The 26,788-nt window shown below is 70.2% G+C and carries 27 protein-coding genes and 2 pseudogenes; 12 read left to right on the plus strand and 17 right to left on the minus strand.

What is annotated here, in order from left to right:
• Positions 1-183 precede the first annotated feature (183 nt).
• On the minus strand, positions 184-636 hold the full coding sequence (locus ABT369_RS50030) for a hypothetical protein (RefSeq protein ID WP_350624372.1): 453 nt from the start codon (positions 634-636) through the stop codon (positions 184-186).
• Positions 629-1,624 (minus strand): hypothetical protein, encoded by a 996-nt coding sequence (locus tag ABT369_RS50035; protein ID WP_350624374.1) that lies wholly within the window; start codon positions 1,622-1,624, stop codon positions 629-631. Before ABT369_RS50035 ends, ABT369_RS50030 begins: the two co-directional genes overlap by 8 nt.
• A gap of 199 nt (positions 1,625-1,823) precedes the next feature.
• On the opposite strand from ABT369_RS50035, the gene ABT369_RS50040 reads away from it, so the two are divergent.
• The 3 genes from ABT369_RS50040 to ABT369_RS50045 all read left to right on the plus strand — a co-directional run bounded on the left by ABT369_RS50040 (position 1,824) and on the right by ABT369_RS50045 (position 3,102).
• Positions 1,824-2,057: an MFS transporter gene (locus ABT369_RS50040; RefSeq protein WP_350624376.1), complete on the plus strand. Its 234-nt coding sequence runs from the start codon at positions 1,824-1,826 to the stop codon at positions 2,055-2,057.
• Entirely contained in the window at positions 2,054-2,482 is a 429-nt protein-coding gene (locus tag ABT369_RS58080; RefSeq protein WP_502891932.1) for a NucA/NucB deoxyribonuclease domain-containing protein, read from the plus strand. Before ABT369_RS50040 ends, ABT369_RS58080 begins: the two co-directional genes overlap by 4 nt.
• Before the next feature lie 92 nt (positions 2,483-2,574).
• Positions 2,575-3,102, plus strand: a complete 528-nt coding sequence (locus ABT369_RS50045; RefSeq protein ID WP_350624378.1) for a hypothetical protein — start codon at positions 2,575-2,577, stop codon at positions 3,100-3,102.
• Between the two features lie 106 nt (positions 3,103-3,208).
• Here the strand turns inward: ABT369_RS50045 and dmpG are convergent, their stop codons facing one another.
• Genes dmpG through ABT369_RS50060 form a run of 3 tightly spaced genes read right to left on the minus strand, consistent with a single transcriptional unit; the run spans position 3,209 to position 6,065 of the window.
• Positions 3,209-4,237, minus strand: a complete 1,029-nt coding sequence (gene dmpG / locus ABT369_RS50050; RefSeq protein ID WP_350624380.1) for a 4-hydroxy-2-oxovalerate aldolase — start codon at positions 4,235-4,237, stop codon at positions 3,209-3,211.
• Positions 4,234-5,187, minus strand: coding sequence for an acetaldehyde dehydrogenase (acetylating) (locus ABT369_RS50055; protein ID WP_350624382.1), 954 nt, complete (start codon positions 5,185-5,187; stop codon positions 4,234-4,236). The genes dmpG and ABT369_RS50055 overlap by 4 nt, the downstream gene beginning before the upstream one ends.
• 8 nt (positions 5,188-5,195) lie before the next feature.
• Entirely contained in the window at positions 5,196-6,065 is an 870-nt protein-coding gene (locus ABT369_RS50060; RefSeq protein ID WP_502891930.1) for a 2-keto-4-pentenoate hydratase, read from the minus strand.
• A 33-nt stretch (positions 6,066-6,098) separates the two neighbouring features.
• On the opposite strand from ABT369_RS50060, the gene ABT369_RS50065 reads away from it, so the two are divergent.
• Positions 6,099-6,854: an IclR family transcriptional regulator gene (locus ABT369_RS50065; RefSeq protein WP_350624384.1), complete on the plus strand. Its 756-nt coding sequence runs from the start codon at positions 6,099-6,101 to the stop codon at positions 6,852-6,854.
• Between the two features lie 114 nt (positions 6,855-6,968).
• Here the strand turns inward: ABT369_RS50065 and ABT369_RS50070 are convergent.
• From ABT369_RS50070 to ABT369_RS50080, 3 genes and pseudogenes are all read right to left on the minus strand, one after another.
• A pseudogene (locus ABT369_RS50070) lies at positions 6,969-7,239 on the minus strand (hydroxymethylglutaryl-CoA lyase-like TIM-barrel protein); the annotation flags it as partial.
• A gap of 199 nt (positions 7,240-7,438) precedes the next feature.
• A complete protein-coding gene (locus ABT369_RS50075; RefSeq protein ID WP_350624386.1) occupies positions 7,439-8,251 on the minus strand; it encodes an alpha/beta hydrolase in 813 nt (270 codons plus the stop codon).
• 113 nt (positions 8,252-8,364) lie between these two features.
• Positions 8,365-9,243 carry an alpha/beta fold hydrolase gene (locus ABT369_RS50080; RefSeq protein WP_350624388.1) on the minus strand — a complete coding sequence of 293 codons (879 nt, stop codon included), beginning with the start codon at positions 9,241-9,243 and terminating at the stop codon, positions 8,365-8,367.
• A 99-nt stretch (positions 9,244-9,342) separates the two neighbouring features.
• Between ABT369_RS50080 and ABT369_RS50085 the strand changes: the two genes are divergently transcribed.
• The 4 genes from ABT369_RS50085 to ABT369_RS50100 all read left to right on the plus strand — a co-directional run bounded on the left by ABT369_RS50085 (position 9,343) and on the right by ABT369_RS50100 (position 13,740).
• On the plus strand, positions 9,343-10,554 hold the full coding sequence (locus tag ABT369_RS50085; RefSeq protein WP_350624390.1) for a CaiB/BaiF CoA transferase family protein: 1,212 nt from the start codon (positions 9,343-9,345) through the stop codon (positions 10,552-10,554).
• The gene (locus ABT369_RS50090; RefSeq protein ID WP_350624392.1) at positions 10,551-11,531 is read left to right on the plus strand and encodes an NADPH:quinone oxidoreductase family protein; all 981 of its coding nucleotides are present in this window, start codon (positions 10,551-10,553) and stop codon (positions 11,529-11,531) included. The genes ABT369_RS50085 and ABT369_RS50090 overlap by 4 nt, the downstream gene beginning before the upstream one ends.
• Before the next feature lie 41 nt (positions 11,532-11,572).
• Positions 11,573-12,937: an MFS transporter gene (locus ABT369_RS50095; RefSeq protein ID WP_350624394.1), complete on the plus strand. Its 1,365-nt coding sequence runs from the start codon at positions 11,573-11,575 to the stop codon at positions 12,935-12,937.
• A gap of 74 nt (positions 12,938-13,011) precedes the next feature.
• Positions 13,012-13,740, plus strand: a complete 729-nt coding sequence (locus tag ABT369_RS50100; protein WP_350624396.1) for an IclR family transcriptional regulator — start codon at positions 13,012-13,014, stop codon at positions 13,738-13,740.
• Here the strand turns inward: ABT369_RS50100 and ABT369_RS50105 are convergent.
• Genes ABT369_RS50105 through ABT369_RS50130 form a run of 6 tightly spaced genes read right to left on the minus strand, consistent with a single transcriptional unit; the run spans position 13,737 to position 20,298 of the window.
• Positions 13,737-14,762 (minus strand): amidohydrolase family protein, encoded by a 1,026-nt coding sequence (locus tag ABT369_RS50105; RefSeq protein WP_350624398.1) that lies wholly within the window; start codon positions 14,760-14,762, stop codon positions 13,737-13,739. The two genes, ABT369_RS50100 and ABT369_RS50105, sit on opposite strands and share 4 nt — an antisense overlap.
• Positions 14,734-16,227, minus strand: coding sequence for an AMP-binding protein (locus ABT369_RS50110; RefSeq protein WP_350624400.1), 1,494 nt, complete (start codon positions 16,225-16,227; stop codon positions 14,734-14,736). The genes ABT369_RS50105 and ABT369_RS50110 overlap by 29 nt, the downstream gene beginning before the upstream one ends.
• Positions 16,224-16,745, minus strand: a complete 522-nt coding sequence (locus ABT369_RS50115; RefSeq protein ID WP_350624402.1) for a 3-hydroxyanthranilate 3,4-dioxygenase — start codon at positions 16,743-16,745, stop codon at positions 16,224-16,226. The genes ABT369_RS50110 and ABT369_RS50115 overlap by 4 nt, the downstream gene beginning before the upstream one ends.
• Before the next feature lie 24 nt (positions 16,746-16,769).
• On the minus strand, positions 16,770-18,392 hold the full coding sequence (locus ABT369_RS50120; protein WP_350624404.1) for an amidohydrolase: 1,623 nt from the start codon (positions 18,390-18,392) through the stop codon (positions 16,770-16,772).
• A 4-nt stretch (positions 18,393-18,396) separates the two neighbouring features.
• Positions 18,397-18,807, minus strand: coding sequence for a RidA family protein (locus ABT369_RS50125; protein WP_350624406.1), 411 nt, complete (start codon positions 18,805-18,807; stop codon positions 18,397-18,399).
• A gap of 54 nt (positions 18,808-18,861) precedes the next feature.
• Complete coding sequence (locus ABT369_RS50130; RefSeq protein ID WP_350624408.1) at positions 18,862-20,298, minus strand: aldehyde dehydrogenase; 1,437 nt, start codon at positions 20,296-20,298, stop codon at positions 18,862-18,864.
• A 191-nt stretch (positions 20,299-20,489) separates the two neighbouring features.
• Between ABT369_RS50130 and ABT369_RS50135 the strand changes: the two genes are divergently transcribed.
• Both ABT369_RS50135 and ABT369_RS50140 read left to right on the plus strand, forming a co-directional pair.
• Positions 20,490-21,122 carry a hypothetical protein gene (locus tag ABT369_RS50135; RefSeq protein WP_350624410.1) on the plus strand — a complete coding sequence of 211 codons (633 nt, stop codon included), beginning with the start codon at positions 20,490-20,492 and terminating at the stop codon, positions 21,120-21,122.
• Complete coding sequence (locus tag ABT369_RS50140) at positions 21,119-21,904, plus strand: 2-keto-4-pentenoate hydratase (RefSeq protein WP_350624412.1); 786 nt, start codon at positions 21,119-21,121, stop codon at positions 21,902-21,904. Before ABT369_RS50135 ends, ABT369_RS50140 begins: the two co-directional genes overlap by 4 nt.
• 22 nt (positions 21,905-21,926) lie before the next feature.
• On the opposite strand, the gene ABT369_RS50145 is transcribed toward ABT369_RS50140, so the two are convergent.
• Positions 21,927-22,718, minus strand: coding sequence for an enoyl-CoA hydratase/isomerase family protein (locus tag ABT369_RS50145; RefSeq protein WP_350624414.1), 792 nt, complete (start codon positions 22,716-22,718; stop codon positions 21,927-21,929).
• A gap of 158 nt (positions 22,719-22,876) precedes the next feature.
• Between ABT369_RS50145 and ABT369_RS50150 the strand changes: the two genes are divergently transcribed.
• Positions 22,877-23,644, plus strand: coding sequence for an SDR family NAD(P)-dependent oxidoreductase (locus tag ABT369_RS50150; protein ID WP_350624416.1), 768 nt, complete (start codon positions 22,877-22,879; stop codon positions 23,642-23,644).
• 7 nt (positions 23,645-23,651) lie between these two features.
• Here the strand turns inward: ABT369_RS50150 and ABT369_RS50155 are convergent, their stop codons facing one another.
• Together ABT369_RS50155 and ABT369_RS58085 are read right to left on the minus strand one after the other, a co-directional pair.
• Positions 23,652-23,855 carry a tautomerase family protein gene (locus ABT369_RS50155; RefSeq protein WP_350624418.1) on the minus strand — a complete coding sequence of 68 codons (204 nt, stop codon included), beginning with the start codon at positions 23,853-23,855 and terminating at the stop codon, positions 23,652-23,654.
• A 694-nt stretch (positions 23,856-24,549) separates the two neighbouring features.
• Positions 24,550-25,575 (minus strand): annotated as a pseudogene (locus ABT369_RS58085) (MFS transporter); the annotation flags it as partial.
• 238 nt (positions 25,576-25,813) lie between these two features.
• On the opposite strand from ABT369_RS58085, the gene ABT369_RS50165 reads away from it, so the two are divergent.
• Positions 25,814-26,785, plus strand: a complete 972-nt coding sequence (locus tag ABT369_RS50165) for a phosphotransferase family protein (protein ID WP_350624422.1) — start codon at positions 25,814-25,816, stop codon at positions 26,783-26,785.
• Positions 26,786-26,788 lie beyond the last annotated feature (3 nt).

Genomic DNA, 26,788 nt, shown 5'->3' on the forward strand with positions numbered 1-26,788 from the left:
GTCGCCAGCGCCTTCGGCAAGCTGAATCGGGTGATTCGCCGGATGGCCGTGAGTAAGGCCGGCTCGCACCCTGTGCTGCCGCACGCCGCGCAGTTCATCGCAGACGTCGGCTTCTGATACGAGTACGGCATGGGCATCCACGCCACTGCGTTCTATGGGTAAGCGGGTGAGCTGCCCAAGAGCCTACAGTTGGAAGACGGTGTCAGGGTCGTCCATGGCGCGCCGCAGGTCGGCGAGGTCGCCGATCTGGGCCAGCGGCGAGACCCGGGCCACTTCGACGATCCCGCCGACGAAGGTCTGCATCGCGGCGACGTCACCGGTCTCTCTGGCTTGCCGTAGGCCGTCGAACAGCACCTGGTTCTGCTCGCGCCGTTCGACGAAGATGCGATCAAAGTAGTCGCGCAGCACCCGCTCGGATGCCTTGATCCGCTCGACTTCGGTCTCCCGGTACGCCCGGAGCCTCTCGCGTTTGGTGCGCTCGATCTCGTGGATCTCGATCACCTCGCGGCTCGCTGTGATCAACTGCCTCAGCGCACTCAACGCGTCCGCCGCGCTGATCCCCCGCGACGCGCCGCGGTCGCTTTTCGATTCGGCTGGCAGCGTGGTGCCAATGAGTACCGTCTTGTCGTCAGGCATCCGGTGTCTCCTTGCGTGCGGTGCGGTACTTGAACACGAGTTTCTCGGTCTGGGGATCAAGATCGCCGTTCCGGTCGATGATGGGAGCGCGGCGTACCTCGCCGACGGCGGCGGCTATCTTCAACGCCGCGTGCAGCCGCGTGTCGTGGGTGCCGCGGTCGAACGGTTCGGATTCGAGCAGGTCAAGCGCAACGGTCGCCTGCCCGGTCAGCCAGGTGAGAGTCTCGTCGAGTTCCTGTGCCCGCATGCCTACCCCGCGCAGGACCTCGTCGCACAGGTCAAGATCGGCGATGGCGGTAGTCACCTGGGTGTGGTGCCGGTCGGCGTCGGTGCGGGTCTGGGTAGCCTGCTTCACCGCCGCGACGCTGGCCGCGGCGACGGTCGTCCCAGCGACGATGGCGATCCGAACCTTCGCGCCGAGGTCTCGTCCGCCGCCGCCGAGACTCTTGGGTCCGCCGCCGAGGAACGCGTCCTCCGCGGATTTCTGCGCGGCCCCGTACAGCTCCGAGATCGGTCTGCCGGTGCCGGCACGGGCCAGTTGGGTGACCGCCTGGTGGACGAGGTTCTTGGTGGTGGCGCCGGCCCGAGCCGCGTTGACGAGCCCCTGTACCCAGCCCTCGACGTCCAGGTTGAGCTTCGGCTCCTCCGCGACCCTCACGGGAGGCGGATCCACCCCGTCGAGGAACCGATCGTCGTATGCCTGCGAGTTCAGGTTGATCCGCGTCAGGAAATCTCGCATCCGGTCGGTGACCTCGTGTCGTGACCGTTCCTGCGTCCGTCCGTAGGTGCGCAGGTGCTCGTTCGCTTCGGTGGCCCTGGCCAGGTGACCGTCGTAGCGCAGGTCGTAGCGGGCCCGGTCGTCACGGATCTGCGTCACCGCCCCGATGATCACCCGGCCGGCGTAGGTGAACGCCGCAGCGCCAGCGCCTCCGACGACGGCGGCACCGACGAACCCGACGACAGGTGCAGGCCGCAAGCCCATCGTCACAAACCTCCTCAGGAGACCGTCAGGCGGTACGCGACCTGCCGTTGTTTCGTGTGCGAATGGTAGTCGCCGCCATCCCCGTCGGTCACCCGCCCTGTCAGGCTCGGTCAAGGCGGTGACACCGAGCACCAGGCGGGCCGGCTGAGCGTGGTGGCGTCGGCACCACGAGCCTGGACATGCCGATGGAACGGGAGCCACGCTGTTGCAACGCGACGCCGACCCGGCCGCGGTCGGTGCCGTGCTCGGCGCGGTGATGAGTGCGACGTTCATCGCCGACGCAATCGGCTCGGGCATCGGCGGCGTGCTCGTCGACAGGCTCGGCGCGCGCCCCGTCTTCGTGATCTCTGCCGTGCTGATGGCCGTCTGCGCCCTCACCGGCCGACGCCTCGCCTCGCGCGCTCAGACTGAGTCGATGCGGATGCAGGCTCAGCCCTGAGCCGCGCGCTCCATCAGCCGCCCGATGTCGGCGACCGTGGCGCCGTCCATCAGCTCGTCGTCCAACGCGGTGGACGAGAGCGCGGCACGTTCAGGACTCGTTCACCCACCCGGAGCGCACGTTTCCGAGCTACGTCGGCGAGTCGGTGCCGAACGAGCTGCACCGGCTCGTCGACGACACCGAACAGGACCTCAACCGGGCGTCGCCCATCGCGACCGGCGCGGACGTGTGGGCATCTGGAGCGAGACGAACTGCACTGCGACGAATACCCGTTCGCGGCCACACGCGAGGGGTCGCTCACCCAGTCGGAGTACTACGGCACCACGAACCGCTACTCGGCACGCCTCACCGACGGCCCCGACAACACCACCGCCGGCGGCCGGCTCGGCGGGCAGTACCGGCCAGGCCCGTATCCTCGACGGTGACGCGTTCAAGGTCAGGATCGATCCCTGACCCCGCGGAAGGCGGCCGGTCCAGCCGCCCTTCCAACCTCACGCACACGGAGGACGACCGGCAGATGCCGATCACCGCCCGGCACAAGACGCTCACCATGGCCCGGCACAAGGTGTTCACCGTGCAGGACGGTGACCTGCCCTACGACGAGACCGCGGAGGACGCGCTCCGCCGCGCGGCGGCCACGAGCGTCGTCGCCGCGGACGCGCACCGGGTGTGCGTCGCCGCGGCGCAGACCCTCACCAAGATCGCCGTCAACGTCGAGGTCTGGGACGGCTCGCCGGCCGTCCCGCCCGGCACGTGGGACGCCGTGCACGAGGCGACCTTCGACTGCCCGTCCGGCACCGTCGTCGTCGACAACACGACCAGCGGCCCGATCGAGTTCGGCCCCGGCGGTACCAGCCGGATCGCGGTGCCACCCGGCGCCATCCACGCGACGGTGTACGTCGCCGGCCACGAAGACACCGCCGACGCGGCCATGGAGGCACTCACGGCTCCGGATGACGATCGGGCCACCCGGCTCGCCGAAGGCGCTCGCGGCCGGCACGGCGCCGAACGGCAGGACCGCGATCACCCGGCGGGCGCTGGCTAGGTCCGCGGCCTTGGCCGGCGCCGTTCGCTGGCTCAGACAACCAGGCGTCCTCCAGGCCGGATCACATGAGGCCGGTGTCCGTGGCGTGGCCGGTCGTGGCGGCTCCTCAGCCGCCGTTCGCGGCAGCAGACCCGGCGGCGAGGGTGAGCGCGATGTCGATGATCATGTCTTCCTGGCCGCCGACGAGGGTTCTGGCGCCGCATTCCATGAGGATGTCGCGGACGTCGACGCCGTACTGCCGGGAGGCGTTCTCGGCGTGGCGGAGGAAGGAGGAGTAGACGCCGGCGTAGCCGAGTGTCAGGGTTTCGCGGTCCACTCGTACCGGGCGGTCCTGCAGTGGCCGGACGATGTCGTCGGCGGCGTCCTGTAGCTTGAACAGGTCGCATCCGTGCTTGATGCCGGACAGGTTGGCGACTGCGATGAACGCCTCGATCGGACAGTTGCCCGCGCCCGCGCCGTGCCCGGCGAGGGACGCATCGACCCGGTAGACGCCGTTCTCGACGGCGACGAGCGAGTTCGCGACCGAGAGTGAGAGGTTCTCGTGGGCGTGGATGCCGATTTCTGTGGTTGGTTCGAGCACGTCGCGGTACGCGCGCACGCGCGCGGCGACGTCGTGCATGGTGAGCCTGCCGCCGGAGTCGGTGATGTAGACGCAGTGGGCGCCGTAGGACTCCATCAGTTTCGCCTGTTTGGCCAGCTCCTGCGGCGGCGCCATGTGCGACAGCATGAGGAATCCGGAGACGTCCATCCCGATCTCGCGGGCCGCTGCGATGTGCTGGGCGGAGATGTCGGCTTCGGTGCAGTGGGTGGCCACCCGCACCGAGCGGACACCGAGGTCCCATGCGGTCTTCAGCTCGTGGATGGTGCCGACGCCGGGCAGCAGCAGTGTGGTGAGGCGGGCGTTGCGCAGCACGTCGGCGGCGGCCTCGATCCAGGCCCAGTCGGTGTGGGATCCGGGTCCGTAGTTGATCGAGGAGCCGGCCAGGCCGTCTCCGTGGGCGATCTCGATGGCGTCGACGCCGGCCGCGTCGAGCGCGGTGACGATGCGTCGCACGTCGTCGGTGCCGATGCGGTGGCGTACGGCATGCATGCCATCGCGAAGGGTGACGTCCTGGATGAAGGTCGAGGTGCTCACGCGCTTGCCTCCTGGGCGCGACGGGCGGCGATCTGCTCGGCCACTTGCAGGCCGGCGGACGTCATGATGTCGAGGTTGCCGGCGTAGGCCGGGAGGTAGTGCGCGGCACCCTCGACCTCGAGGAACACCGACACCTGGTGCGTCGGCCGCCGCGCGCCGGGCTCGATGAGGGTTTCGAGCGGCATGTCGTGCGGGATCCCGGAGATCTGCACCTGCTGCTTGAGCCGGTAACCGGGCACATAGGCCGCCACGTCGGCGACCATCTTCTGGACCGAGCGCCGGATCTCGGCGTGAACCTCCTGGTCGGCGGCGTCGACCAGGGCGAAGACCGTGTCCCGCATGATCAGCGGCGGGTCGGCGGGGTTGAGAATGATGATCGCTTTCCCTCGCCGGGCCCCGCCGACCGTCATGACCGCCGCCGCGGTGGTCTCGGTGAACTCGTCGACGTTGGCCCGGGTGCCCGGACCGGCGCTCTTCGACGCGATCGAGGCGACGATCTCGGCGTACGGCACGGGGGCGACTCGGCTGATGGCCGCGACGATCGGGATCGTCGCCTGGCCGCCGCAGGTCACCATGTTGACGTTGGGCGCGTCGAGGTGCTCGGCGAGGTTGACCGCCGGAACGACGTAGGGCCCGATCGCGGCCGGTGTGAGGTCGATGAGTCGCTTACCCAGGGGCTGCAGCTTGCCGGCGTTGTACTTGTGTGCCTTGGCCGACGTCGCGTCGAAGACGATCTCGATGTCGTCGAACTCGGGGAGCTTGACGAGTCCGTCGACGCCCTCGTGTGTCGTGGCGAACCCGAACCGCCTTGCTCTCGCGAGCCCGTCGGAGTCGGGGTCGATGCCGACCATTGCGCCCATCTCGAGGTGCCGGCTGGTCCGCATCACTTTGATCATCAGGTCGGTCCCGATGTTGCCCGATCCGATGATGGCGACCTTCATCTTGCTCATGATTGTCCTCACTGGTTGCCGCGGACGCAGCCCTCATAGCCGAACGTGACCGAGACCTTGCCCAGGCCCGTGATCGTGGCGGTGACGGAGTCGCCGGGCCTGACCGGCCGCATCGGCCCCAGCGCCCCGGACAGGATGACCTGCCCACCGCGCAGCGGCTCGCCGAGCTCGCGAGCCTGACGCGCCAGCCAGACGACCGCAGTGATCGGGTCGCCCAGGCAGGCCGCGCCGTTGCCGGTGGAGACCACGTTCTCGTTGATTACCATCTGCATCTCGACCGATTTCGGCTCGACCTGATCGAGCTTCCTGCGCACCGGGCCGAGCACGAATGCCCCGGCCGAGGCGTTGTCGGCGACGGTGTCGCCGAAGGCGATGTCCCAGTCCTGGATGCGGCTGCCGCAGATCTCGAGCGCGGGTGTGGCGTAGTCGATCGCGCTGCGTACCTGAGCGGCGTCGAGCGGGCCGCCGGCCAGGTCTTCCTTGAGTACGAACGCGATCTCGGCCTCGATGCGAGGTTGCAGGACGGCGCTGTAGGGCACCGTGTCGCCGCCGTCGTAGGCCATGTCGTCGAAGAGCAGGCCGAAGTCCGGGCGGTCGACACCGAGCTGCTTCTGGACCGCTTCGGAGGTGAGCCCGATCTTGCGGCCGACGATGGTCGCGCCGGCGGCAACGCGTTCGGCCGCCAGTCTGCGTTGCACGGCGTAGGCCGCGACGATGTCATCGGATCCGATCAGGTCCCGCACAGGCAGGGTGGGCCGGCATTGCATGGCAGCCGCGCGAAGGCGGTCGGCCGCCGCGGTGACGGCGGCCGAATCGATGCGACTTGCGGGAGACTCGCTCATTTCCGCAAGAGTCAAGGGTTTTGCCGACGGGAGCAATCGGATCGTTCCACTCAGCGATACACTGGCGCCATGCCGGCAGACCTGAGCACCGTGCTGGGCAAGGCGATGGCGATCCTGCACTCGTTCACGGTGCATGACCCGGTACTGCCGCTGGCCGAGCTGGTGCGCAGGACTGGATTGCCGAAAGGCACGGTCCACCGCGTCGCCCGTGACCTTGTGGAGCATCGGCTGCTCGACAAGACCCCGGACGGCTACCGGCTCTCAGGAGGACTGTTCGAGCTCGGCATGCGGGCGTCGGTCGAGCGCAGCCTGCTGGAGGTGGCAATGCCGTTCCTGCAGGATCTCTACGAGCGCACCCACGAGACCGTCCATCTCGGCATCCGCGACGGCGCCGAGGTCGTCTACCTCGTGAAGATCGGCGGCCATCGGCAGGCCGCCTCGCCGTCTCGGACCGGCGGGCGGATGCCGTTGCACTGCACGGCGATCGGCAAGGTGCTGCTCGCCCACGGCGAGCCCGGTTTCCGCGCGGAGGTCCTGACCGGAGCGCTTGAGCGGCACACGCCGCACACCATCGTCGCTCCCGGGCTGCTGCATCGTCAGATGGGCAGGGCGCTGGAGACGGGGGTCGCGTTCGAGCGCGAGGAATCCCGCCTCGGGTTGCTGTGCGTCGCGTCAGCCGTCCTCGACGCCGACGGGACCCCGATAGCGGCCATCAGTGTCGCCGGGCCGGTGGGGCGCTTCCGGCCGGAGGCTCACGCAGTGGCCGTGAAGGCGGCGGCGGCCGGCGTCGGGAGCGTCCTGTCACGCCAGCGCGGACTGACGTGACCGCGAGGAGACCGTGGCGGACCGGCCTGCCGCTGGAGGCCCTGGAGACGGCGCCAACGAGCAGGGTTCTGTCCTATTTGGACCGTGAATAGTCCGAATAGGACAGTGGCCAACGACGCCCGCATAGCCCAGGGTCAGCGTTTCCCGGTCGACGCGTACCGGCCGGTCCTGCAGCGGCCGGACGATGTCGTCGGCCGCGTCCATGAGCGCGAAAGGATCGCAGTTGTGGTCCCAGCCGTTGAGGTCGGCGACCGCCACGAATGCCTCGATCGGGCAGTTGCCCGCGCCGGCCCCCCTGGCCGGCGAGGGACGCGTCGACCCGGTGCGCCCCCTCCTCGACCGCCACGGCCGAGTTGGCCACGCCGAGGCCCAGGTTGAGGTGGGCGCTCGCCGATGCCGCGTCGAACACGACCCGGATGTCGCCGAAGCCAGGGTGGTCGATGAGGACCCGCACCCCGGTCGACACGACCGGCACACGAACATGATCAGGCACAGCCAGCCCGTTCCAGCAGCCGACGATCAATGTCACTCAGATGTAGCGTCCCGCACAATGGCCACCACCCTACGGTTCCAGTGAATGGACATCAGACGGTGACGGCGTCGAGGATGTCGGCGAGCTGCCGCGTTCGGGACGCGAACGCCGCGTGGCCCGACTCGATGGTCTCCTGCGCGAAGCGGGTGTGAGGCGCGAGGTGGTCGGCGTCGCGGATCATCAGATCCTGCAACTCCAGCGGCAGTGCCCGGTCCAGCGTGCACCGCACGTAGGTACGCCGCAACCGGCCCCACCGCTGCGGGGTGGCACCGGCATCGGACGCCAGGAACGACACCGGCTGCTCCGGTGTCAGCGCCGCCGCGCAGGCGAGAAACTGCTCCGGCCCGAGACCCGTGAAGTATGTGGCGTGCAGCTCGTCCAGGTACGCCTCGTCGGTGGACCGCGGGTTGATGCGCACCGCGCCGGTGACCGCCGGGTCGCCCAGGTACAGTCCGGCACCGAGCGCCGACTTGGCCTCCGGCAGCGCGAGATACGCGCCGGCGGCCTTCAACCGCGTCGGCACGAAAGCCGTGACGTACACCAGGTGCTCGAACAGCTCTGGCGCCAGCTCGGCCGCCCGGGTCGCCACGGCACCGCCCATGCTGTGGGCGACCAGGACCGGCTTGCGGGGCAAGTCGCGAGCGGCGGCCACCACGGCTTGCGCCGCCGTCTCGAGCGTGACGTCCACGAGCGGCGATGGTTGCGACTGCAGGCCTGGCTGCCCGGCGGCGAAGTAGCCGACCGGGAAGCGCGCCGACATGCCGTGGCCCGGCAGGTCCAGGGCGAGGACCCGGTGGCCGCGGGCAGCGAGCAGTCGGGCCAGCGGCGCCCAATGTCCGGCCCCGTGCCATGCGCCATGGACCAACAGGTAATCTGCCACAGTTGTCCGCCTCCGGAATCGTTCGGACCCGCTCGGGAACGCGCCAGCGGCAAGCGGGGTGACGCCCAGTATGCCGAGCGCCGTTCGACGGTTCATGATCATGGCAGCTCCGCGATTGTCGTACCGATCAGCGATACCAGCTGTTCGGGCTGCTCCTCGGGGACGTAGTGCCCCGAGTCCTCAATCAGGTGACTCGATACGGCGGGTGCGGCCTCCCGCACCGAGTCCAGCCAGCCCAGGCCGATGCCGTACCGGGCGCCCACGACCGTGACCGGCATGGCCAGCGGAGCGTTGCGGCACAGCGCCCGGTTGTCCTCGATGTCCGCGGGCAGTGAACGGTAGTAGCCCATCGTGGCGCGCACGGCGCCCGGTCCGGCCAACGCGCGGGCATACACATCGAGGTCCGCATCGCCGATCGCCTCGGTGACGAACAAGCCGATCGTGTCACGGCGGAACAGATACTCCAGGTACGGGCGCTCCCGCCCGGCGAGCAGCAACTCCGGCAGGTCGTCGAGCATGTTGAAGCCGAAGTGCCACGAGCCGCCGAGCAGCGGGTTGGCCGCGCGTTCGCTGTGCCCGAGGCCGGGTATTCCGGCCTCGACGAAGATGAGGCTCGACACCGAGGCCGGGTAGCAGGCGGCGAGCGGGTAGGCGATCTGCCCGCCCACGTCGTGACCGACGACGTGGAACGTCGCGAACCCCAGGTGCGACATCAGCGCGTGCAGGATCGCGGCCACGCTCTTCTTGTCGTAGCCGCCAGGCAGTCGCGCGCTCGCGCCGAATCCGGGCAGATCCGGGACGACCACGGTGTAGTGCTGCTCGAGCAGCGGCTGGACGAAGCGCCAGGCGTACCGGGTCTGCGGCCACCCGTGCAGCAGCAGTACCGCTGGGCCGGCGCCGGTGACCGAGCAGTTGAGCACCGCGCCGGGCAACCGGTGCCGGCGCGGTTCGGCCGCGGCCGGCAGGTGTGCGTTCATGGCGCTCAGCGTGCGCCGCAGCCGGATCGGTGGGGAGAGCTGGTTTCCGCTCAACGGGAATTCGGGTTGGGTGCCGCCTCGGACCGGCTCCTACGGTGCTTGCAGCCATCCCTCGAACGGTCATCGGAGCCTTACATGATCGACGGTATGCGGGTCCTCAGCTTCTCCCACTTCGTCCAGGGGCCTTCCGCCTCGCAGTACCTGGCTGATCTCGGCGCCGACGTCGTCAAGGTCGAGCCCCCGTCCGGGTCGTGGGAACGCCGGGTCGGCAGCGCGGGAATCCGCCTCGACGGTAGGAGCGTCACGTTCCTGGCGGTCAACCGGAACAAGAGGTCCGTCGTCGTCGACCTCAAACACCCGGACGCCATGACCGTCCTGCGCCCCCTGATCGAGTGGGCCGACGTGCTCATCGAGAACTACCGCGGTGGCGCACTGGAGAAGCTGGGCCTCGGCTATGACGCGGTCAGGGCGATCAGGCCGGACATCATCTACGCGTCCGCGACCGGATGGGGGTCACGTGGTCCGATGTCCGGCCGGCCGGGTGTCGACCTGCTGGTACAGGCGCGCAGCGGCCTCATCTCGGTGACCGGGGACGCGGCAGGGACGCCGGTCGTCGACCAGCACGGGGCTGCCTTGCTCGCGATGGGCGTGCTGGCGGCCTACGCACGGAAGCTGACCACCGGAAAAGGGACGCGGGTCGAGTCGAGCCTGCTCGCCGCCGGGCTCGATCTTCAGGCGGAGTCGCTGGCGCTGTACTTCTCCGGGCGCAAGTCACAAGCTGACATCACGCGGGCGTCGGAGCTGGCGTGCTGGTCGATCGACGCGCCGTACGGTGTGTACCGGTTGAAGGACGCATGCGTCGCCATTGCCGTGAGCGGAACGATGGACGACTTTGGGGCCGCCCTGGGCTCGGAGGAACTGGCCGCCTTCGACCAGGACGAGCGGCGGCGCCGGCGCGACGAGTACGCCGGGATCCTCGGGCGGGTGCTTGCCGGTTGGACGTACCAGCAGCTCGCGGATGTCCTCGAGCCGCGCGGTTTCTGGATCGAGCGGGTGGCGACGTACGACGACGTGCGGAGCGATCCGCAGGTGCGCGACGAGCAGTTGCTGATGGAGTTGCCGGCCGGCGCGGCGCGCGCGACCGTGCTCGCCCACCCGGTCCGCTACGATGGTGAGCTGCCGGCGCTGCGTGCCGCGCCGCCGGAGCTCGGCGAGCACACGCGCGGCACGCTGTGCGAGGTCGGCTTCTCCGCCGCGGACGTCGACGCATTCGCCGCGTCCGGTGTGGTCCGTGTCGGCGAGCACCGGTGAAGGCGCTGATCTGCCCGCGGCTCGGGACCCCGGACGTCCTCGACGTGGTGGAGCTGCCGGAGCCGGTCGCGGGGCCGGGTGAGGTCCTGGTGGCCGTCAGCCATGTCGGGCTGAACTTCCATGACACCCTCGTGATCGCCGGCACGCACGTGGTCCGGCCGGAGCCCCCGTTCTCACCCGGCAGCGAGTACGCCGGCGTGGTGGTGGCGCTCGGCCCCGGTGTGGAATCGGTGGGGGTGGGCGACCGGGTCGTGGGCAACGAGGAGTACGGCTGCGCCCGGCAACTGATCGCCGTCCGCGCCGACCGGGTCACGATACTGCCCGAGCACGTGGCCGAGCGTGATGCCGCCGCCCTGCTCGTGGCTTCGGCCACGGCCTGTCATGCGCTGGTCCAGCGTGCCGGGCTGCGGGCCGGGGACACGCTGGTCGTGCTCGGCGCCGCCGGAGGTACCGGCTCCGCTGCCGTCACGATCGGACAGCTGCTGGGGGCCCGGGTGATTGCGGCCGCGTCGACGCCCGAACGGGCCGAGGCCGCGCTGGCCTACGGCGCCGAGGCAGCTTTCGCCTACGGCGACGACCGCGCTGCGGTCAAGGACGCGATCCGGTCGCTGACCGGTGGCGAGGGCGCGGACGTGATCTTCGACCCCGTCGGCGGCACAGTCGCCGAGTCCGCCGTCCGCGCGCTGCGCTGGGGCGGACGGCACCTGGTCGTTGGGTTCGCCTCCGGGGACATTCCGCGGTTGGCGTTCAACCTCCCGCTCGTCAAGGGCGCCGCCGTGGTGGGCGTCTTCCTCGGCGAGTTCGTCCGCCGGGAGCGCCCGGTCCACGAACAGAACCTGCGGCGGATCTTCGACTGGGTCGCCGAAGGGCGGCTCAAGCCGCGGCTGCACGATGTCGTACCGATCGAGGAGGGCGCACGGGCACTGGCCGTGCTCGCGTCCGGTCAGGTCGCCGGGAAACTCGTGCTGACGTGCTGAGTCGATCGCCGGTGCGGGTCAGGGTGGGATTCGCGGCGTTGATGACGGGCACGCTGCTGGCCCCACTGAACTCGTCGATGATCGTGGTGGCGCTGCCTGCGGTGCAGCAGCACTACCGGGCCTCCCTGACGACGGTGAGCTGGGTGGTCAGCGTCTTCTACCTCACCGCCTGTGTCACGCAGCCAGTGCTGGGCCGGCTCGCGGACGCGTTCGGGCCGCGCCGGGTCTTCGTCGCGGGCATGCTGACCGCGACGGTCGCGGCCGCAGTCGCCCCGTTCTGCCCGGATGTCGGTCTCCTCGTGGGGTGCCGCGCGCTGCAAGCGGTCGGTGTGTCGGCCGCGTACCCATGCGCGTTGCTTTTCCTGCGCCGGGTGGGTGCCACCGACCGGCTCGCGCACGTCGCGAGCGTGAACACCGCGAGCGGCGCCATCGGCCCGGTGCTCGGTGGCCTGCTCACCAGCACCGTCGGCTGGCCGGCCATCTTCTGGGTGAACCTGCCCCTGACCGTCGCCGCCATGGTCACCGGCCTGGCGGTACTGGGCCCCGACCAGGACCAGGCGATGCCGAACCTACGAGCAACCGTGGCAAGGATGGACGTGCCCGGCATCCTCGCCTTCGCGTTCGGTGTGGCGGCGCTGCTCGACCTGACACTCGGCCATGTCATCCGGGGCGGCATCGGGCTGGCCCTCGGCGCGATCGCATTCGTATGGCGGGAACGCCGAGCGGCCCACCCGTTCATTGACGCCGCCGCGTTGCGGGCGGTCAAGGGCCTGCCCGCGGTCCTGTTCGCCTTCCTGCTGTTCAACCTGGCGTACTACGGCGCCTTCTACGGCCTGCCGCAATGGTTCCAGGCGCGGGAGTTCAGCGCCGGCGAGGCAGGCCTGCTCATGCTGCCCATCGCCGCGACCGGAGCCCTGGCGACGGTCACGGCCTCGCGTGTGGTGATGCGGGTGAGCGCCCGGCTGACCGTGGTGTCGAGCGCGATCCTGCTCGTGGTCGGCCTTGCCGGTATCGCGGCCTTCGGGCCGGCGACGCCGGTTTGGCTGATCGCGCTCGACGGCGTCGTGCTCGGCCTGCCGTACGGTCTGGGCAACCTCGGGCTGCAGCGACTGATGTACGAGCGCTCGCCGCGGCACATGACCGGAGTCGTGGGAGGGTTGTTCCAGTCCTGCCGGTATACCGGGGCCATTCTGGCGATCGGGGTCGTCGGATCCTTGCTGGGCGCGCCGCCCGGTGCGGTCCCGGACCTGAGCGTCTTCGCGGGCGCGATGGCTGCGGTAGCGGTCGTGATGCTGGTCGTGACGGTCCGTGACCTGGGCGTTCGCCCACCCGCGGGACTTCCGGACGAAGCGGCCCGGCGCGTAAGATCACTGCCGGTGGGTCCCGTCGACCTGCCCGGGAGGTGACGACCGGCGTGTTCCAGCCGGCGACAACGACACCAAAATCCACGGCCACACCGGCACGATCAGTGTCCAGCCGGGTGTTCTCCTTGCTGAACGCGTTCACCCCGGACACGCCGTGCCTGCGGCTCGTCGACCTCGCGGCCGCGACCGGCCTTCCGGTGTCCACTGTGCACCGCATGGCAACGGAGCTCGTCGCGCTCAACGCGCTGGCCAAGGGCGCCGACGGCGGCTACCGGATCGGTCTTCGGATGTGGGAGCTCGGCGCGCTCTGTCCGCAGCCGCGCACACTTCGCGACGTCTCGCTGCCGTTCATGCACGACCTGCACGACGCCACCGGCGAGAACGTCCACCTCGCCGTCCTCGCCGGTGACGACGTGCTGTACGTGCAGCGGTTGTGGGGGCGGCGGTCGGTGGGCGTCGTGTCGCACATCGGCGGGCGGTACCCGCTGCACGCCACCGGGGTCGGCAAGGTCCTGCTCAGCCATTCGGCCCGAGAGTTCCAGGAGCGGGTCCTGCAGGCCGGCCTGAAGCGCTACACGCCGTACACGATCGTCATGCCGGGCATGCTGATGCGCTCGCTGCAGGACGTGCGCCGCACCGGCATCGCCCGGTGCGTGGAGGAGCTCAAGCTCGGCACGGTCTCGGTCGCGACACCGGTCTTCGACCACGACCAGCGGGTGGTCGCCGCGCTGTCGGTCGTGATGCACTCCAACTCTCGCTCGTCGTCGTCGATCGAACCCGCGCTGCGGATGGCGGCCCGATCAATCTCCCGCGAGCTGGCCAAGGGCTATGAGGCTGTGGGCTAGCCTCGTAGCCCCGGGATCAGCGTGGTCACGGTGGCACCCTCGATAGCGCGGCGCTGGTCGTCGTCGAGACCCAGTGCCGCGACGGTGCCTCTCGGGTCGAGGTCGGCGAGGTCGAACGGGTAGTCCGTGCCGACCAGGACATGGCTGGCGCCGAAGTCCTCGACCAGGCGCCGCAACAGCGTCGTGGAGAAGGTCGCCGTGTCGTAGTACAGCCGCCGCAGGTAGTCGCTCGGCGGCCGCGGCGTGGTCCGGGCGACCTGCTTACGGCGCCACCCGAGGTCCAGGCGGCCTTGCAATGCCGGCAGGCAGCCGCCGCCGTGCGCCAGGCACAGCGTGAGGTCGTGGCGCTCCAGGACACCGCCCAGCACGAGCCGGCTCACGGCGAGTGCGGTCTCCATCGGGAAGCCGGCCAGTTGGGGAAGCCAGTAGGCGTCCAGGCGGCTTTCGCCCGGCGTCGCGTTGGGATGCAGGAACGCGAACGTACCCCGGTGGGCCAACAGGTCCCAGAGTGGTTCGTGGACCGGATCATCCAACTCGGCGCCGAGTCCCTGTGTCCCGATCGCCAGGCCGGCACAGGACAGCTCGTCGAGGCAACGAACCGCTTCGGCGACCGCACCCGCCGTGCCGAGCGGGACGAATCCGAGCGCGGCGAAGTGGTCCTCGTGGCCGGTCAGCATCTCGACGAGGGCGTCGTTGCCGCGCCGGGCGACCTGGAGCACCTCACGCTCGTCGTTGCCGGCCGCGCAGGTGACGAACGGCGGCAGCGACACGAGTTGCCGGTCGACGCCGCTGGCCTGCAGGTCGGCGAGCCGAAGATCGACGTCGTACTGCTGCGGCGGCAGCGGAATCGGCACGCCGGCGGCGAGCCCGGACACCGCAGGAGCGATACGCACAACGCCATCGTCCAACTGGTCGAGGTCGGCGAGCCCGTTACCGGACAACCAGCGCAAGAGGGGCATCGGCATCGCATGGCTGTGCACGTCGATGACCTGGTCACTCATGCCCGCCTCCGGACCCGCCACCGGGGGCCATACGCAGGGCGGCACGGTCGACCCGGCCCATGGCATCCATGGGAAGGCGGTCCACGCCGGTGACACCGGCCATGCGGACCCGGCTACCCGCGAGGGCGTCCCGTGCCTGTCGCAGCACCGCGTCGCCCGGCGCACCCGCCACGAACACCGTCACAGCGTCCGGACCGACCTTGACCACCGCGGCGGGATGACCCACCGTGGACCGCACGAGGTCTTCCAGGTCTGCGGGGCACACCAGCTCGGCCCCGACCGTGAGCACGTCTTCGAGCCGGTTCCGGTAGTGCAGGTAACCGTCCTCGTCCATCCGGCACACGTCACCCGTGCGCAGCCATCCGTGCCGGAACGGGTCGGCGACCGCGGCGGTCGTGGCGTACCCGGTCATGAGCGTCGGTCCGCGCACGCACAGCTCGCCCGCGACGCCGCGGGCGACCGCGCGGCCTTGACCGTCCTGAATCTCCACTGACATGCCGGGATAGGGCAGTCCGAGGGAGGTGCGCCGCCGCGGGTCGGTGGACAGGTGGTCCGACGGTGTCGCCATCGCGATCGTCTTCGGCGCCTCGACCTGGCCGAAGATGCCGCATAGCACGGGCCCGAAGACGTCGTGGGCACGGTCGATCTCGTCGGGCCGGAGCACGGCTCCGCTGTAGCAGACCAGGCGAAGACTCGACCAGTCCGCTTCGCGCGCGTCGGGATGGGACAGGAGCGCGCGAAGCGACGGCGGCATCAGCAGCAGGACGTCCGGTCGCTCGCGGCGCACGACGTCGAGCAGCGCGCCGACGTCGAACCGTTCGAGCATGATGAACGTCCCGCCGCGGACCAGCGTCGGCACGACCATGTTGCCGAAACCGCCCGACACCTGCTCAGGGCACAGCACGCGTGGCGCCGGCGGCCAGTCGAGCTGGGCGAGCGTCAGGGTGGACACCGCGCACAGCGCGCCGCTCGACAGTTCCACGGGCTTGACCCCCCGGGAGGTGTAGGCCAACCGCACGACCGACTCCGCCGGGGCGCTCATCGGCACGCGCGCCTCGACCCGGCGGTCCAGCTCCGCGTGCAGGTCGCGCCAGCCGGGGACGTCGCCGTCGCACCACCATCGCACGGACGGGTCCGCGTCACGGGCCTCGGCGAGCTGCGCCGTCAGCGCGGCGCCGACGAGCACGGCCGCGGGCCGGGCTGCGCGCAGCCTGGCCGTGTCCGGCGGTAGCGAGGTGGACCGGAACCCCGCGACGAAGCAGGCGGCGGCGACCAGCCACTGCAACGGGTCGTTGCACCGGACCTGGACCACCGTGTCACCTGCGTGGACGCCGTTGTCCCGGAGCAGGCCGATGACCCGTGCGATCAGCGACTCCGCTTCGGCGTAGCTGAGCTCCTGCGACCCGCAGACGAACGCCCGCCGGTCGGGATACCTGCGCAGTGCCGTTCGGATGACGTCGCCGATCGGGCCGAAGCCCCCGGTCACAACCGCTCGTCCGGCATCACGGTGCCGCACGATGCGCAGGTACGTGCCTCGAGGTTGCCGAAGAACCGCTGGTAGGCGCCGGCGACCGGGTCGAGCCGGTAGTCGCTGATGTGGACGCTCTCCTCGTGCAGGAAGGTGTCGCATCCCGGGCAGTACCAGCGGAACCGGTCCAGCTCACCGGGCCGCCGCAGCCGCTCGAGCACCAGAACGAACGCGTCGGGCGCGAACCGCGGTGAGTGCGGGATCCCGGTCGGGGTGAAGATCGACGACCCCTCCGGGATGACGGCGACGCCCTCGGTGTGGTCCGCGTTGCGGTAGTGCAGGTTCATCGACCCGCGGATCATGAGCATGACCTCGTCGCTCGGGTTGATGTGGAACTCGCTGCGGTACTCGCGGCCGCGGGCGACGAACGCCAGCGACTCGCTCTCCTGCCACAGTACTTTGACCCGCTTGCCGCTGGCTTCGAGTTCGGCGGCCGCCGTGGCCAGGCCGACGATGGGCATCTGGCTCCCAATCATGCGCGTGCTCCCTTCCTGGGTGGTCTAGCTGAGCTCGTGGCCGACGTCGAAGACGACCCGGCCACCGGCGATCGTGACCAGCGGCCGGGTCTTGAGCAGGGCCGCGTCGTCGGCCGTCAGCGGGTCGGTGTCGAGCACGACGAGGTCGGCGAGGCGTCCCGGCGTGATCGCCCCTTTGCGTCTCTGCTCCCCGGTGTGCGCCGCACCCGACACGGTGTACAGGCGCAGCGCCTCGGATCGGCTGACCGCCTGTTCCGCGCCCGTCGATCCGCCATGGAGATCCCGGCGGGTGGTCATGGCGTACAGGTTCTGGAACGGGTTCAGGCCGTTGATCGGGTAATCTGTTCCGACCGCGACGCCATCCATGCCGAGCGCATCGACCAGGGTGCGCAACGGTACCGCGCGCTCGGCGCGCTGCCGGCCGAGGTGCCCGGCGATGACGCCGGAGTTCTTCCACAGAAACGGTGTCTGGGCCGCCACCATCACCCCGAGCGCGGCTGCCCGCTTCGCCTGATCGGGCTGGATCAGGCTGGCGTGGATCAGGACGGCCGGCTGGGCGGCGGCCGGGATCCGCTCGAACGTGTCGAGCGCCAGGTCGATGGCGGCGTCACCGACGGCGTGGACGCCGACCGGCCAGTCATGCCCGTGCGCGATGCGGACCAGGTCGGTGAACCGCCGCGGATCCGCGATCAGCTCGCCGCGGTAGTCCGGCCGGCCGTCGTAGGCCTCGCGCGTGGCGGCCGTCCCGAGGGTCATGCCACCGTCGAGTTGCAGCTTGACCCCGCGCTCGATCAGCCAGTCCGACGCCGAGGCGCGCTTGCGCCCGTGCAACAGGGCAGACCACTCGTCGAGGTCGACCGACGGGTTCAGCTCGCCGGTCGGCATCAGCATGGCCGCGACGCGCACCGACGACCGGCCGTGTCGGGCCAGTTCCGCCAACAGGTCGACGTCGCGTGGCGTCATCGCGCCGCCGACCACCGACGTGATGCCCCAGGAGTTGAGCACGGCCATGGCGTCGAGAAGCTGGCGCGACCGCTGCTCGTCCGTCCAGGGCGGCACGACCCGCGCCACAAGCGCCACGCCGTCCTCGATCAGCAGGCCACTGGGGTGTCCCGACGGCTCCCGCGCGACGATGTCCTCGCCGTGCCGGCTGTGCTCGTCGAGCCCGGCGCGCGCCAGTGCCGCGGTGCTCACGGCGGCGCTGTGTCCCATCGGCAGGAAGACCGGCCGGCCCGAGGCGGCGACATCGAGCTCCTGCCGGGTCGGCGCGCGCCGCTCGGCGAGCTGCAGTACCGGGTTCCAGATCTGGCCGCGGACCCAGGCGCCGGGCCCGAGCGCGCTTGCCTTGGCCGCGATGCGGCGCAGCGCCTCGGCCATCGTCGTGACACCGTCGAAGGGGACGGTGTCACGGTCCGTCCCGGCGTCCTCGAAGTGGCAGTGCGAGTCGATGAGGCCGGGGATCACCGTCCGGCCGGCGAGGTCGACGATCCGGGTGGCCGGGCCGGCGAGCGCCGCGAGGTCCTCGCTCGACCCGACCGCCCGGATCGTGGCACCGCTGACCGCCACGGCCTGCGCGACCGTGCCGGCCCGGTCGAGCGTGACCACGCGGCCGCCGGTCAGCAGCAGGTCAGCCGGCTGGTTGCTCACGCCGTCACCGTTCCACCGCAGCGATGCACTCAACCTCGACCAGGACACCGGCGCGGTGCGGGCTGGCGATCACCGTGGTACGGGCGGGAAAGTGCGGATTGTCCGCGAAGAACTGCCGGTAGGCGGCGTTGAACGACTCGAAGTGCTCGACGTGGCGCAGGTAGCAGGTGCATTTCAGGATGCTCGCCCTGGTCCCGCCGGCGGCCTCGACGACCGCCACCAGGTTGGTCAGCGTCTGCGCGACCTGCTCTGCGAAGTCGTCGGAGACGATCGTTCGGGTCTCGGGGTCCAGCGGTCCGGTGCCGGAGCAGTAGATGGTGTCGCCGTGCACCACCGCCTGCGACAGTGGCGCCGCGGTCGTCGCCGAGAAGCCCACGGTCGGCGCCTTGCGGGTCTGCACCGCACGGATGGTCATATCGTCTCCTGATCCGTTCCTGGCTGGCTGGAACTGCTCGAACGTAATCTTGGCTCAGGCGTCGGCGATCTCCATGACGACCGCCTTCGGCTCGGTGAAGAAGTCGCGGCTGAAGACGCCGCCCTCGCGGCCGACACCGGAGTTCTTCGCGCCGCCGAACGGTGCCCGCAGGTCGCGCACGAAGAAGCAGTTGGTCCACACCGTTCCGACCCGCAGGGCCCGGGAGACCCGGTGGGCCCGGGACAGGTCCCGCGTGAACAGCATCGCGTTCAGGCCGTACGGCGTGTCGTTGGCGGCGGCGACCGCCTCCTGCTCGTCGTCGAAGGGCAGGACGACGACCACCGGCCCGAACACCTCCTCCTGGGTGATGCGGGCGCGCTGGCCTGCGCCGACCACGATCGTCGGGCGGATCGTCCAGCCGTCACCGACGCCGCCGGTGTGCACCCGGGCTCCGTCGGCGGCGGCGATGTCGAGGTAGCCGGCGACCTTCCGGAAGTGCTCTTCCGACGACAAGGGGCCGAGCTCGGTCGAGCGCTCCTTGGGGTTGCCGATCACCAGGCGTTGCGCTGCTTCGGTGAAGCGCCGCAGGAAGGTGTCCAGCACGCCACGCTGCACGTAGAGCCGGCTACCGGCGAGGCACACCTGGCCGCTGTTGCTGAAGATCGCTCTGATCGACCAGTGCACCGCACGGTCGATATCGCAGTCGTCGAACACGATGTTCGCACCCTTGCCGCCGAGCTCCAGGCTGACCGGAGTCAGGTTCTCGGCGGCGGCACGGGAGATGGCGCGCCCGGTAGTGGTCTCGCCGGTGAACGTGATCCGGTCGACCTGGGGCGACTCGGTGAGGGCCTGACCGACCGACCCGGGACCGTAGCCGTGGACGACATTGAGCACGCCCGGCGGCAGCCCGGCGGCGAGGGCCAGCCGGGCCAGCAGGGTCGCTGAGGCCGGCGACTGCTCGGCCGGCTTGAGCACCACGGTGTTGCCCCACGCGAGCGCCGGCGCGACCTTCCACGTCGCCATCATGAGTGGAAAGTTCCACGGCACGATCGCCGCCACGACACCGGCCGGGTCGTACTGCGTGTAGGCATGATGACCGGTGGCCATCGGGAAGCTCTCAGCGGCCGTCACCGTCGAGTGGTCCGCGAAGAATCTGAGGTTCTGCGCGGCACGCGGAACGTCATGGCCGAGCGTCTCCCTGATCGGCTTGCCCATGTCCGTCGTGTCGGCCGTGGCCAGCTCGACCGCGTTCGCCTCGACCAGATCGGCGAGCCGATGCAGGATCCGCCCGCGCTCGGCGAGGCTCAGCCGAGGCCACGGCCCGTTGTCGAACGCCGCACGCGCCGCGGCGACCGCACGGTCCGCGTCCGCCGGGGAGCCGAGCGCCACCGTGGCCCATCCGGTCCGCTCCCACGGATCGACCGACTCGAACGTCGCGCCGTCCCGCGACTCGACCTCCTCGCCGCCGATGACATGGCCAAACGACTCCATGGTCGTGTCTCCTCCGTTGACAGCTCGCCTCGTTGAATGACGCAACCTTCGGCGACCCGTCGGCGCCGCAGCAACCGTCGGCTTCCATTGACCGGAAACGGGCAGAGGTTCCCGGTCAGTGGAAGCCAGGCGTAGCCGAGCGGCGGAGCAGGACCGCAGCATGCGACCATGCGTCGCTCAGGAAGCCAACGATGAACGAAGCCCTCGATCAGGTGCCGGTCCGCTCCGCGGCGGGCTATCTCGTCGACGGTAGGACCGTGCCGAGCCGCCTCGCCGGGTCCGCGTTCCACCCGGAATGGTCCCAGGTGAGTGTCGACGGGTACGGCACGCCAACAGTCGCACCGTACCTCGCCCTGGTGCTGGGTCGGCGTCTGGCCGGTCCGGACACCCACGTCGCCGACGTCGCCGCCGCGGTCGCCTTCGGGCTGCCTGCGCTCGTGGTGCTCGACGCCCGGCCCGCCACGGCCGGCCCGGCCGCGGACGGCGGCCCCGCGGTGGTTCTCGGTTCGCGCCTGGTGCCGCTGCGCTCCTGGGACACCCGGCTGGAAGGCGCCGTGATGTATCTGGGCGGGCGTCTCACCGGCACGGGCGTGGCGGCGGCCGTCGGCCCGCCGCTGGCACTGGTCGCCCAGCTCGCCCGCGAGCTGAGCCGCGGGGGCGGTGCGCTCGAACCCGGCGTGGTCGCACTGGTCGGTCCCCTGACGCCGCCTGCGGCCGTCGCCGGCCGTGCCACGGTGACCGCGTCGTTCACCACGCTGGGCAGTCTTACGACGACGTTGACCAGCCGGGTGGGTACCCGCAACAGAGCGGAAGGATCAGCATGACCGTCAGGTGGACCGTGCCCAGCGCGGCACAGGCCCTCATCGACGCCGAGAACCGGCGCGAGGAGCTCGACCGCTTCAGCAAGGTGTGGCCGGAGCTGGACCTCGAGATCGCCTATCAGGTCCAGGACAAGACGCTGGCGATCCGTCAGATGCGTGGCGAGCACATCTGCGGCATCAAGCTGGGTCTCACCTCGAAGGCCAAGCAGGAACGGATGGGCGTGCGTTCACCCCTCACCGCCTGGCTCACCGATGCCATGGCGCTGCCGCAGGACACCCCGGTCGTCCTCGGCGACATGATCCACCCCAGGGTCGAGCCGGAGATCGTCTTCATCCTGGACTCGGCGGTCGAAGCGCCGGGCGCCACGGCCGCGACCGCGCTCGCGGCGGTCCGCTCGGTCCACGCCGGCATCGAGGTGATCGACAGCCGCTTCCGGAACTTCGACTTCCGCCTCGGCGACGTCGTGGCGGACAACGCGTCGTCCGGAAGGCTCGTCACCGGCGCGCTCGGCATCCCGCCGTCGGCGCTCGACCTCGCCGTAGAGCCGTGCGTCCTGCACGTCAACGGAGAGATCGTGCATACCGCCACCGGCGCCGCCGTACAGGGCCACCCGGCCGAGGCGCTCGCGTTCGCCGCCAACGCCTTGGCCGAGCGTGGCATCGCGCTGCAGCCGGGCTGGCTGGTCTACACCGGTGGTCTCACCGACGCCGTCGAGTTGCACGCCGGCGACCACGTGGTGGCCGAGTTCGGCCGGCTGGGATCGGTCACCCTCACCGCCGCCTGACCGGATCGCCTGATTCGCCTGGTCACCGGCGGCGGATCTGCTCGGACCAGGCGCGCCACCGGCGGTCGAACTCCTCGTGGCGGAGGGCGAGGATCTGCTCGTCGATCTCGAGGTCGATAGCCTCGTCCAGGCTGCGGCCCCGGGCTGCGCGGATGAGCCGCTTGGTCGCCCTGCAAACGTGCGGCGGGGCGGCCGCGAGCAGCTCGCCCTTCGCGACCGCGGCGGCCACGGGGTCGTCGACGATCGAATCGAGCAGTCCGATGCGCAGCGCCTCCGCGGCGAGGATCGTCCGTCCGGTCAGGGCGATCTCGGCCGCGCGCCCGGCGCCCACCGCCTGCGCCAGCAACCACGAGACCCCGAAGTCGGGGACGAGCGCCATCTTGACGAAGGGGCTGGAGAAGCGGGTGGTCCCGCTGCCCAGCCGCACGTCACAGGCCAGGGCGAGGCCCATCCCGGCGCCCACCGCGGCACCCTCGATCGCGGCGATCGTCGGCTTGTCCGACGACGCGAGCACGCTCGTCGAGGAGAACTCACGCGCCATGCGCTGCCTGGCCTGCTGTGGTGACTCCCCGACCAGGTCGCCGATGACGTCCAGGTCGCCGCCCGCACAGAACGAGCCTCCCGCGCCGGTGAGCACGATCACCCGGACCTCGTCGTCGGCGTCCAGCCGGCGCAGTACGAGTGGCAGCCCGTCGAGCATCGCGCGGTCCAGGGCGTTGCGGCGCGCCGGCCGGTCCAGCTCGATCATCGCCACGCCCGCCGCCGGAACCGACACGCGCAGGCCTGCCACTCCGGGGTCGATGGACCGGTCCATGCTGGTTCCTCCCTCATCGGTCACGCCTCACCGTGCCACCGTCGTCCGGGGTGCGACCATCGCTCGTTCTCGGACAATGGGAACCGATCCTGTCCTCTTGGTCACCGCGGCCGCATGCTGCGTTCGTGCACACTGCACTCGCAGCGATGGGAGCAACCATGAGCAGTCAGCAACTTGCGGGCAAGACGGCGATCGTGACCGGGGCCGCCTCCGGTATCGGCCGGGAGACCGCGTTGGTGTTCGCCGCCCGCGGCGCCGCTGTGCTCGCCGTCGACCTCGACGGTGCCGGGCTGGCGTCGTTGCGCGCCGAGGCGGGATCGCGCGACCTGGACATCCGGGTGTTCGCGCAGGACCTGACCGTCTCGGGTGCGGCGGAGCGGGTGTTCGCGCACTGCGCCGGCGAGCTCGGGACGCCCAGCGTGCTCGCCAACGTCGCCGGCAAGGCCGGTGACGCGTCGGCGACCGCGACCACCGACGACGACTTCGAGTTCTTCCTGCGGATGAACCTGACGACGACGTTCACGATGAGCCGGCAGGCGATGTCGGTGTTCGGCGACGCGGGCGGCTCGATCGTCAACACCTCCTCGACATTCGCTCTGGTCGGCGTGCGGGGCTCGGCGCCGTACTCGGCGGCGAAGGGTGCCGTGAGCAGTCTGACCCGGCAGATGGCGGCGGACGGCGGCCGGCACAACGTCAGGGTGAACGCGGTGGCGCCGGGCCTGATCGCCACACCGGCGACCCAGGGCAAGATCACCGACGGTCTCTTCGACGATCTGGTGACGAGGTCGCGACCACTGCCACGCGTTGGTGTGCCCGCCGACGTGGCGCATGTGATCGCGTTCCTCGCCTCCGACGACGCCGCGTTCGTCACCGGCGTCACGATCCCGGTCTGCGGCGGCTGGAGCACCACGCGGTTCCGGGACTGAGCCCCGGTCACTGACCTGGGTTCGCCCGCCGCTCGGCGATGGTCGTACCGCCGGATCCCCACATCCGCGGGTCGACCTCGCGCACCAGGATGCGGACCGACTCGGGCGGGACCGCCAGCGTGTCCACGACCGCGTCGTGCAGTGCTTGGATGAGCTGCCGAAGCTGCGCGTCCGAGCGGCCGCGCAGCAACGACACGTCGATGATCGGCACCGGACCCCCGTCAGTGCCGGGTTACCGGTACGTTGCCGGCCCGATCGGGCTCGTCCAGCTTGACCTCGCTGAGCGCGACACCCTTGGTCTCGGGCAGCGTGAACAGCAGGATCACCAGGCCGATGCCCATGGCGACCACCGGGTACCACAGCGCGGTGGTGAGACTGCCGGACTGCGAGCCGATCGCCACCATCGTCGCCGGCAGCAGGCCGCCGAAGACACCGACGCCGAGCTGGTACGGGACCGCCAGAGCGGTTGCGCGAATCCGGGTCGGGAACACCTCGGCCATCGCGACGGACGCGGGTCCCTGCGCCAACTGCGCACAGGCGACCAGGACCAGCAGCAGGAGGGACACCTTGACCACGGGCCAGCTGAAGTAGTCGAGCACGCTGCTGACCTTGATCGTGGTGGCCGAACCGTCGATCGGATAGCCGGCCGCGCCGATCGCCTTGACGAGGTCTTTCTCCAGCGTCGGGCCGCCCGCCACCTCGGTCTGGTCGACGAGCACGCTGGTCGGCCCGTCGACGTCGGCGCGGCTGAACTCCACCGAGTACGCCTGCAGCACCTTGCGGGCGCGGTCGCAGTCGCTGGTGAACTTCGTCGTGCCGGTCGGGTCGAACTGGAACGAGCAGTCCTGCGGGTTGGCGTGGATCACGACCGTGACGTTGCTCCGGGCGTGCTCGAGCGCCGGGTTGGTGGCACCGGTGATCGCGCTGGTGATGGGGAACACCGTCAGCGCGGCCAGGCCGAGCCCCGCGAACAGGACGGGGCGGCGGCCGACCCGGTCAGACAGCCAGCTGGCAAACACGCAGAGGAAGAAGCCGAACAGCATGGCGCCCATGAAGATGCAGTTCACTGTGAACGAGTCGACCTTCAGGTTGACCTTCATCGTGGTGAGCAGGTACACCGTCGAGAGGTAGCCGATGAATGACTGGGCCGACGCCATCACGAACACGATCGCGATCATCCGGACCCGTTGCCATGAGCCGAAGGCCTCGCGCAGGGGCGCCTTGGAGCGCGTGCCGTCCGCCTTCATCTGCATGAACAACGGGCTCTCGTCCAACTTCGAGCGGATCCACACCGACAGCGCCAGCGGGACGACGGAGATGAGGAACGGCACCCGCCAGCCCCATTCGCTGTACGCCGCGGAGCCGACGATCGCCTCGACGCCGATCTGCACCGCGAGAGACAAGCTCAAGGCCAGCGCGGTCGTCCCGGTCAGCCAGCCGACGAAGAACCCACGCTGGTTCCTCGGCGCGTACTCCGATACGTAGGTGACAGCCGCGCCGAACTCGCCACTGACGGCGAGGCCCTGCAGGATCCGGCACGTCAGCAGCAGGATCGGCGCGAGGACGCCGATCTGCTCCGACGTGGGCAGCAGGCCGACCAGCAGCGTCGACACTCCCATCAGTACGAGCGTGATCATGAAGACGACCTTGCGGCCGATGAGGTCGGTGAGCCGGGCGAAGATGAGCGCGCCAACAGGTCGGAAGACAAACCCGACGGCGAACGTTAGCAGCGCGAACACGGTCTGCGCCGCGGTGCCGTACTGCCCGAAGAACTTCGCACCGATGATCGGTACGAGTGCCCCGTACAAGAAGAAGTCGTACCACTCGAAGGCCGTGCCGACGGCCGAGGCGCCGAGAATCTTGAGTTCTTGTCGCTTCACGTTGGGCTCTCCACTTCTCCAGGACCGCGCCCCCCAAAGCCGGTCGATCATGCGTCTCGAGCGGGGCCCGTCCGAGATGCCTGTGGCAGACGGTAGGCCCGGCTGTGAGGGAAGCCACGCAACGATTCCCGCTCGGTGGAAACGGCAGGGCAGGCCGTGCCAGCAGGACCAATTCGGCTCTGACGCAAAGACGGTGGCTGGTCGGTGGGATCGAAGTTCGCCGATTGTGATGCGACAGGGTGTCGCCGGTGCGGATCGATCTGATCAAAACCGAAGTAGTGTTATCCGTGTGCAGGTCCCGTGGTTGCAGGCTGCCGACGCGGAGGCGATCCTGCGGCCGGTCCTGCCGGGCTGCCGCGTGGCCGAGGTGGTGGCGCGGCCCGGCGGGGAGGTGATCCGGGTCTTCGAGGTGCGCCTGGACGGGCAGGTCCGCCCGGTCATCGTCAAGGTCTACGCGGAGCGGTGGCGGTGGAAGCTCGCCAAGGAGGTGTACGTCTACCGGCAGCTGGCCCGGCGCGGCGTCACCGGCATTCCCCGGGTGCTGCATGCGGAACCGGCCGGCGTCCCGGCGCTGCCGATGCCGTTCGTCGTGCTGACCCTGCTCGACGGTGAGCCGCTCTCCGCGGTTGCCGGGCGGCTGTCTGGGGCCGCCATCGGCCGTGTCTACGAGCAGATGGGTGCGCTGCTGGCGGTCCTGCACCGGGTCCGGTGCGGCCGTTGGGGGTACATCGTGACCGGCATTTACGATCCGAAGCCGACGAATGTCGCCTACGTGGAGGCCGAGTTCGCCGAGAAGCTGCAGCGTTTCGCCGACCTCGGCGGTGATCCTGCGCTGCGCGAGGCGGTCGCCGCGTATGCGCTGCGGCATGTGGACGTGCTGGCGGCGTGCCGAGCTCCGGTGTTGTGTCATAACGATTTCCACGAGGGCAACGTGCTCGTGTCGGCAGTGGGCGGTCGGTGCACGCTCACGGGCTGCATCGACGTGGAGAATGCGGTCGCCGCGGACCCGCTGCTCGATCTTGCGAAGACCGAGTACTACGCGGTCCGCGACGACGACAGCCGTCGCGACGCACTACTGCGCGGCTACGGGCCGTTGCCGGCCGGTTGGGCCGAGCGCGTCGCGGTGTACCGCATCCTGCACGCCGTCGACTTCTGGAACCACTGCTCGGCGTCGGGCCGCCGGGGCCAACTATCGGCCGTGGCCGCCGACATCGACAGGATGCTGCGCGGCGAGCCCCTCGGTCCGTGGCCGTCGGGTTAGCCT

Origin of the sequence: Dactylosporangium sp. NPDC000244 (genome assembly GCF_040300725.1) — a bacterium.
Lineage (GTDB): Bacteria > Actinomycetota > Actinomycetes > Mycobacteriales > Micromonosporaceae > Dactylosporangium.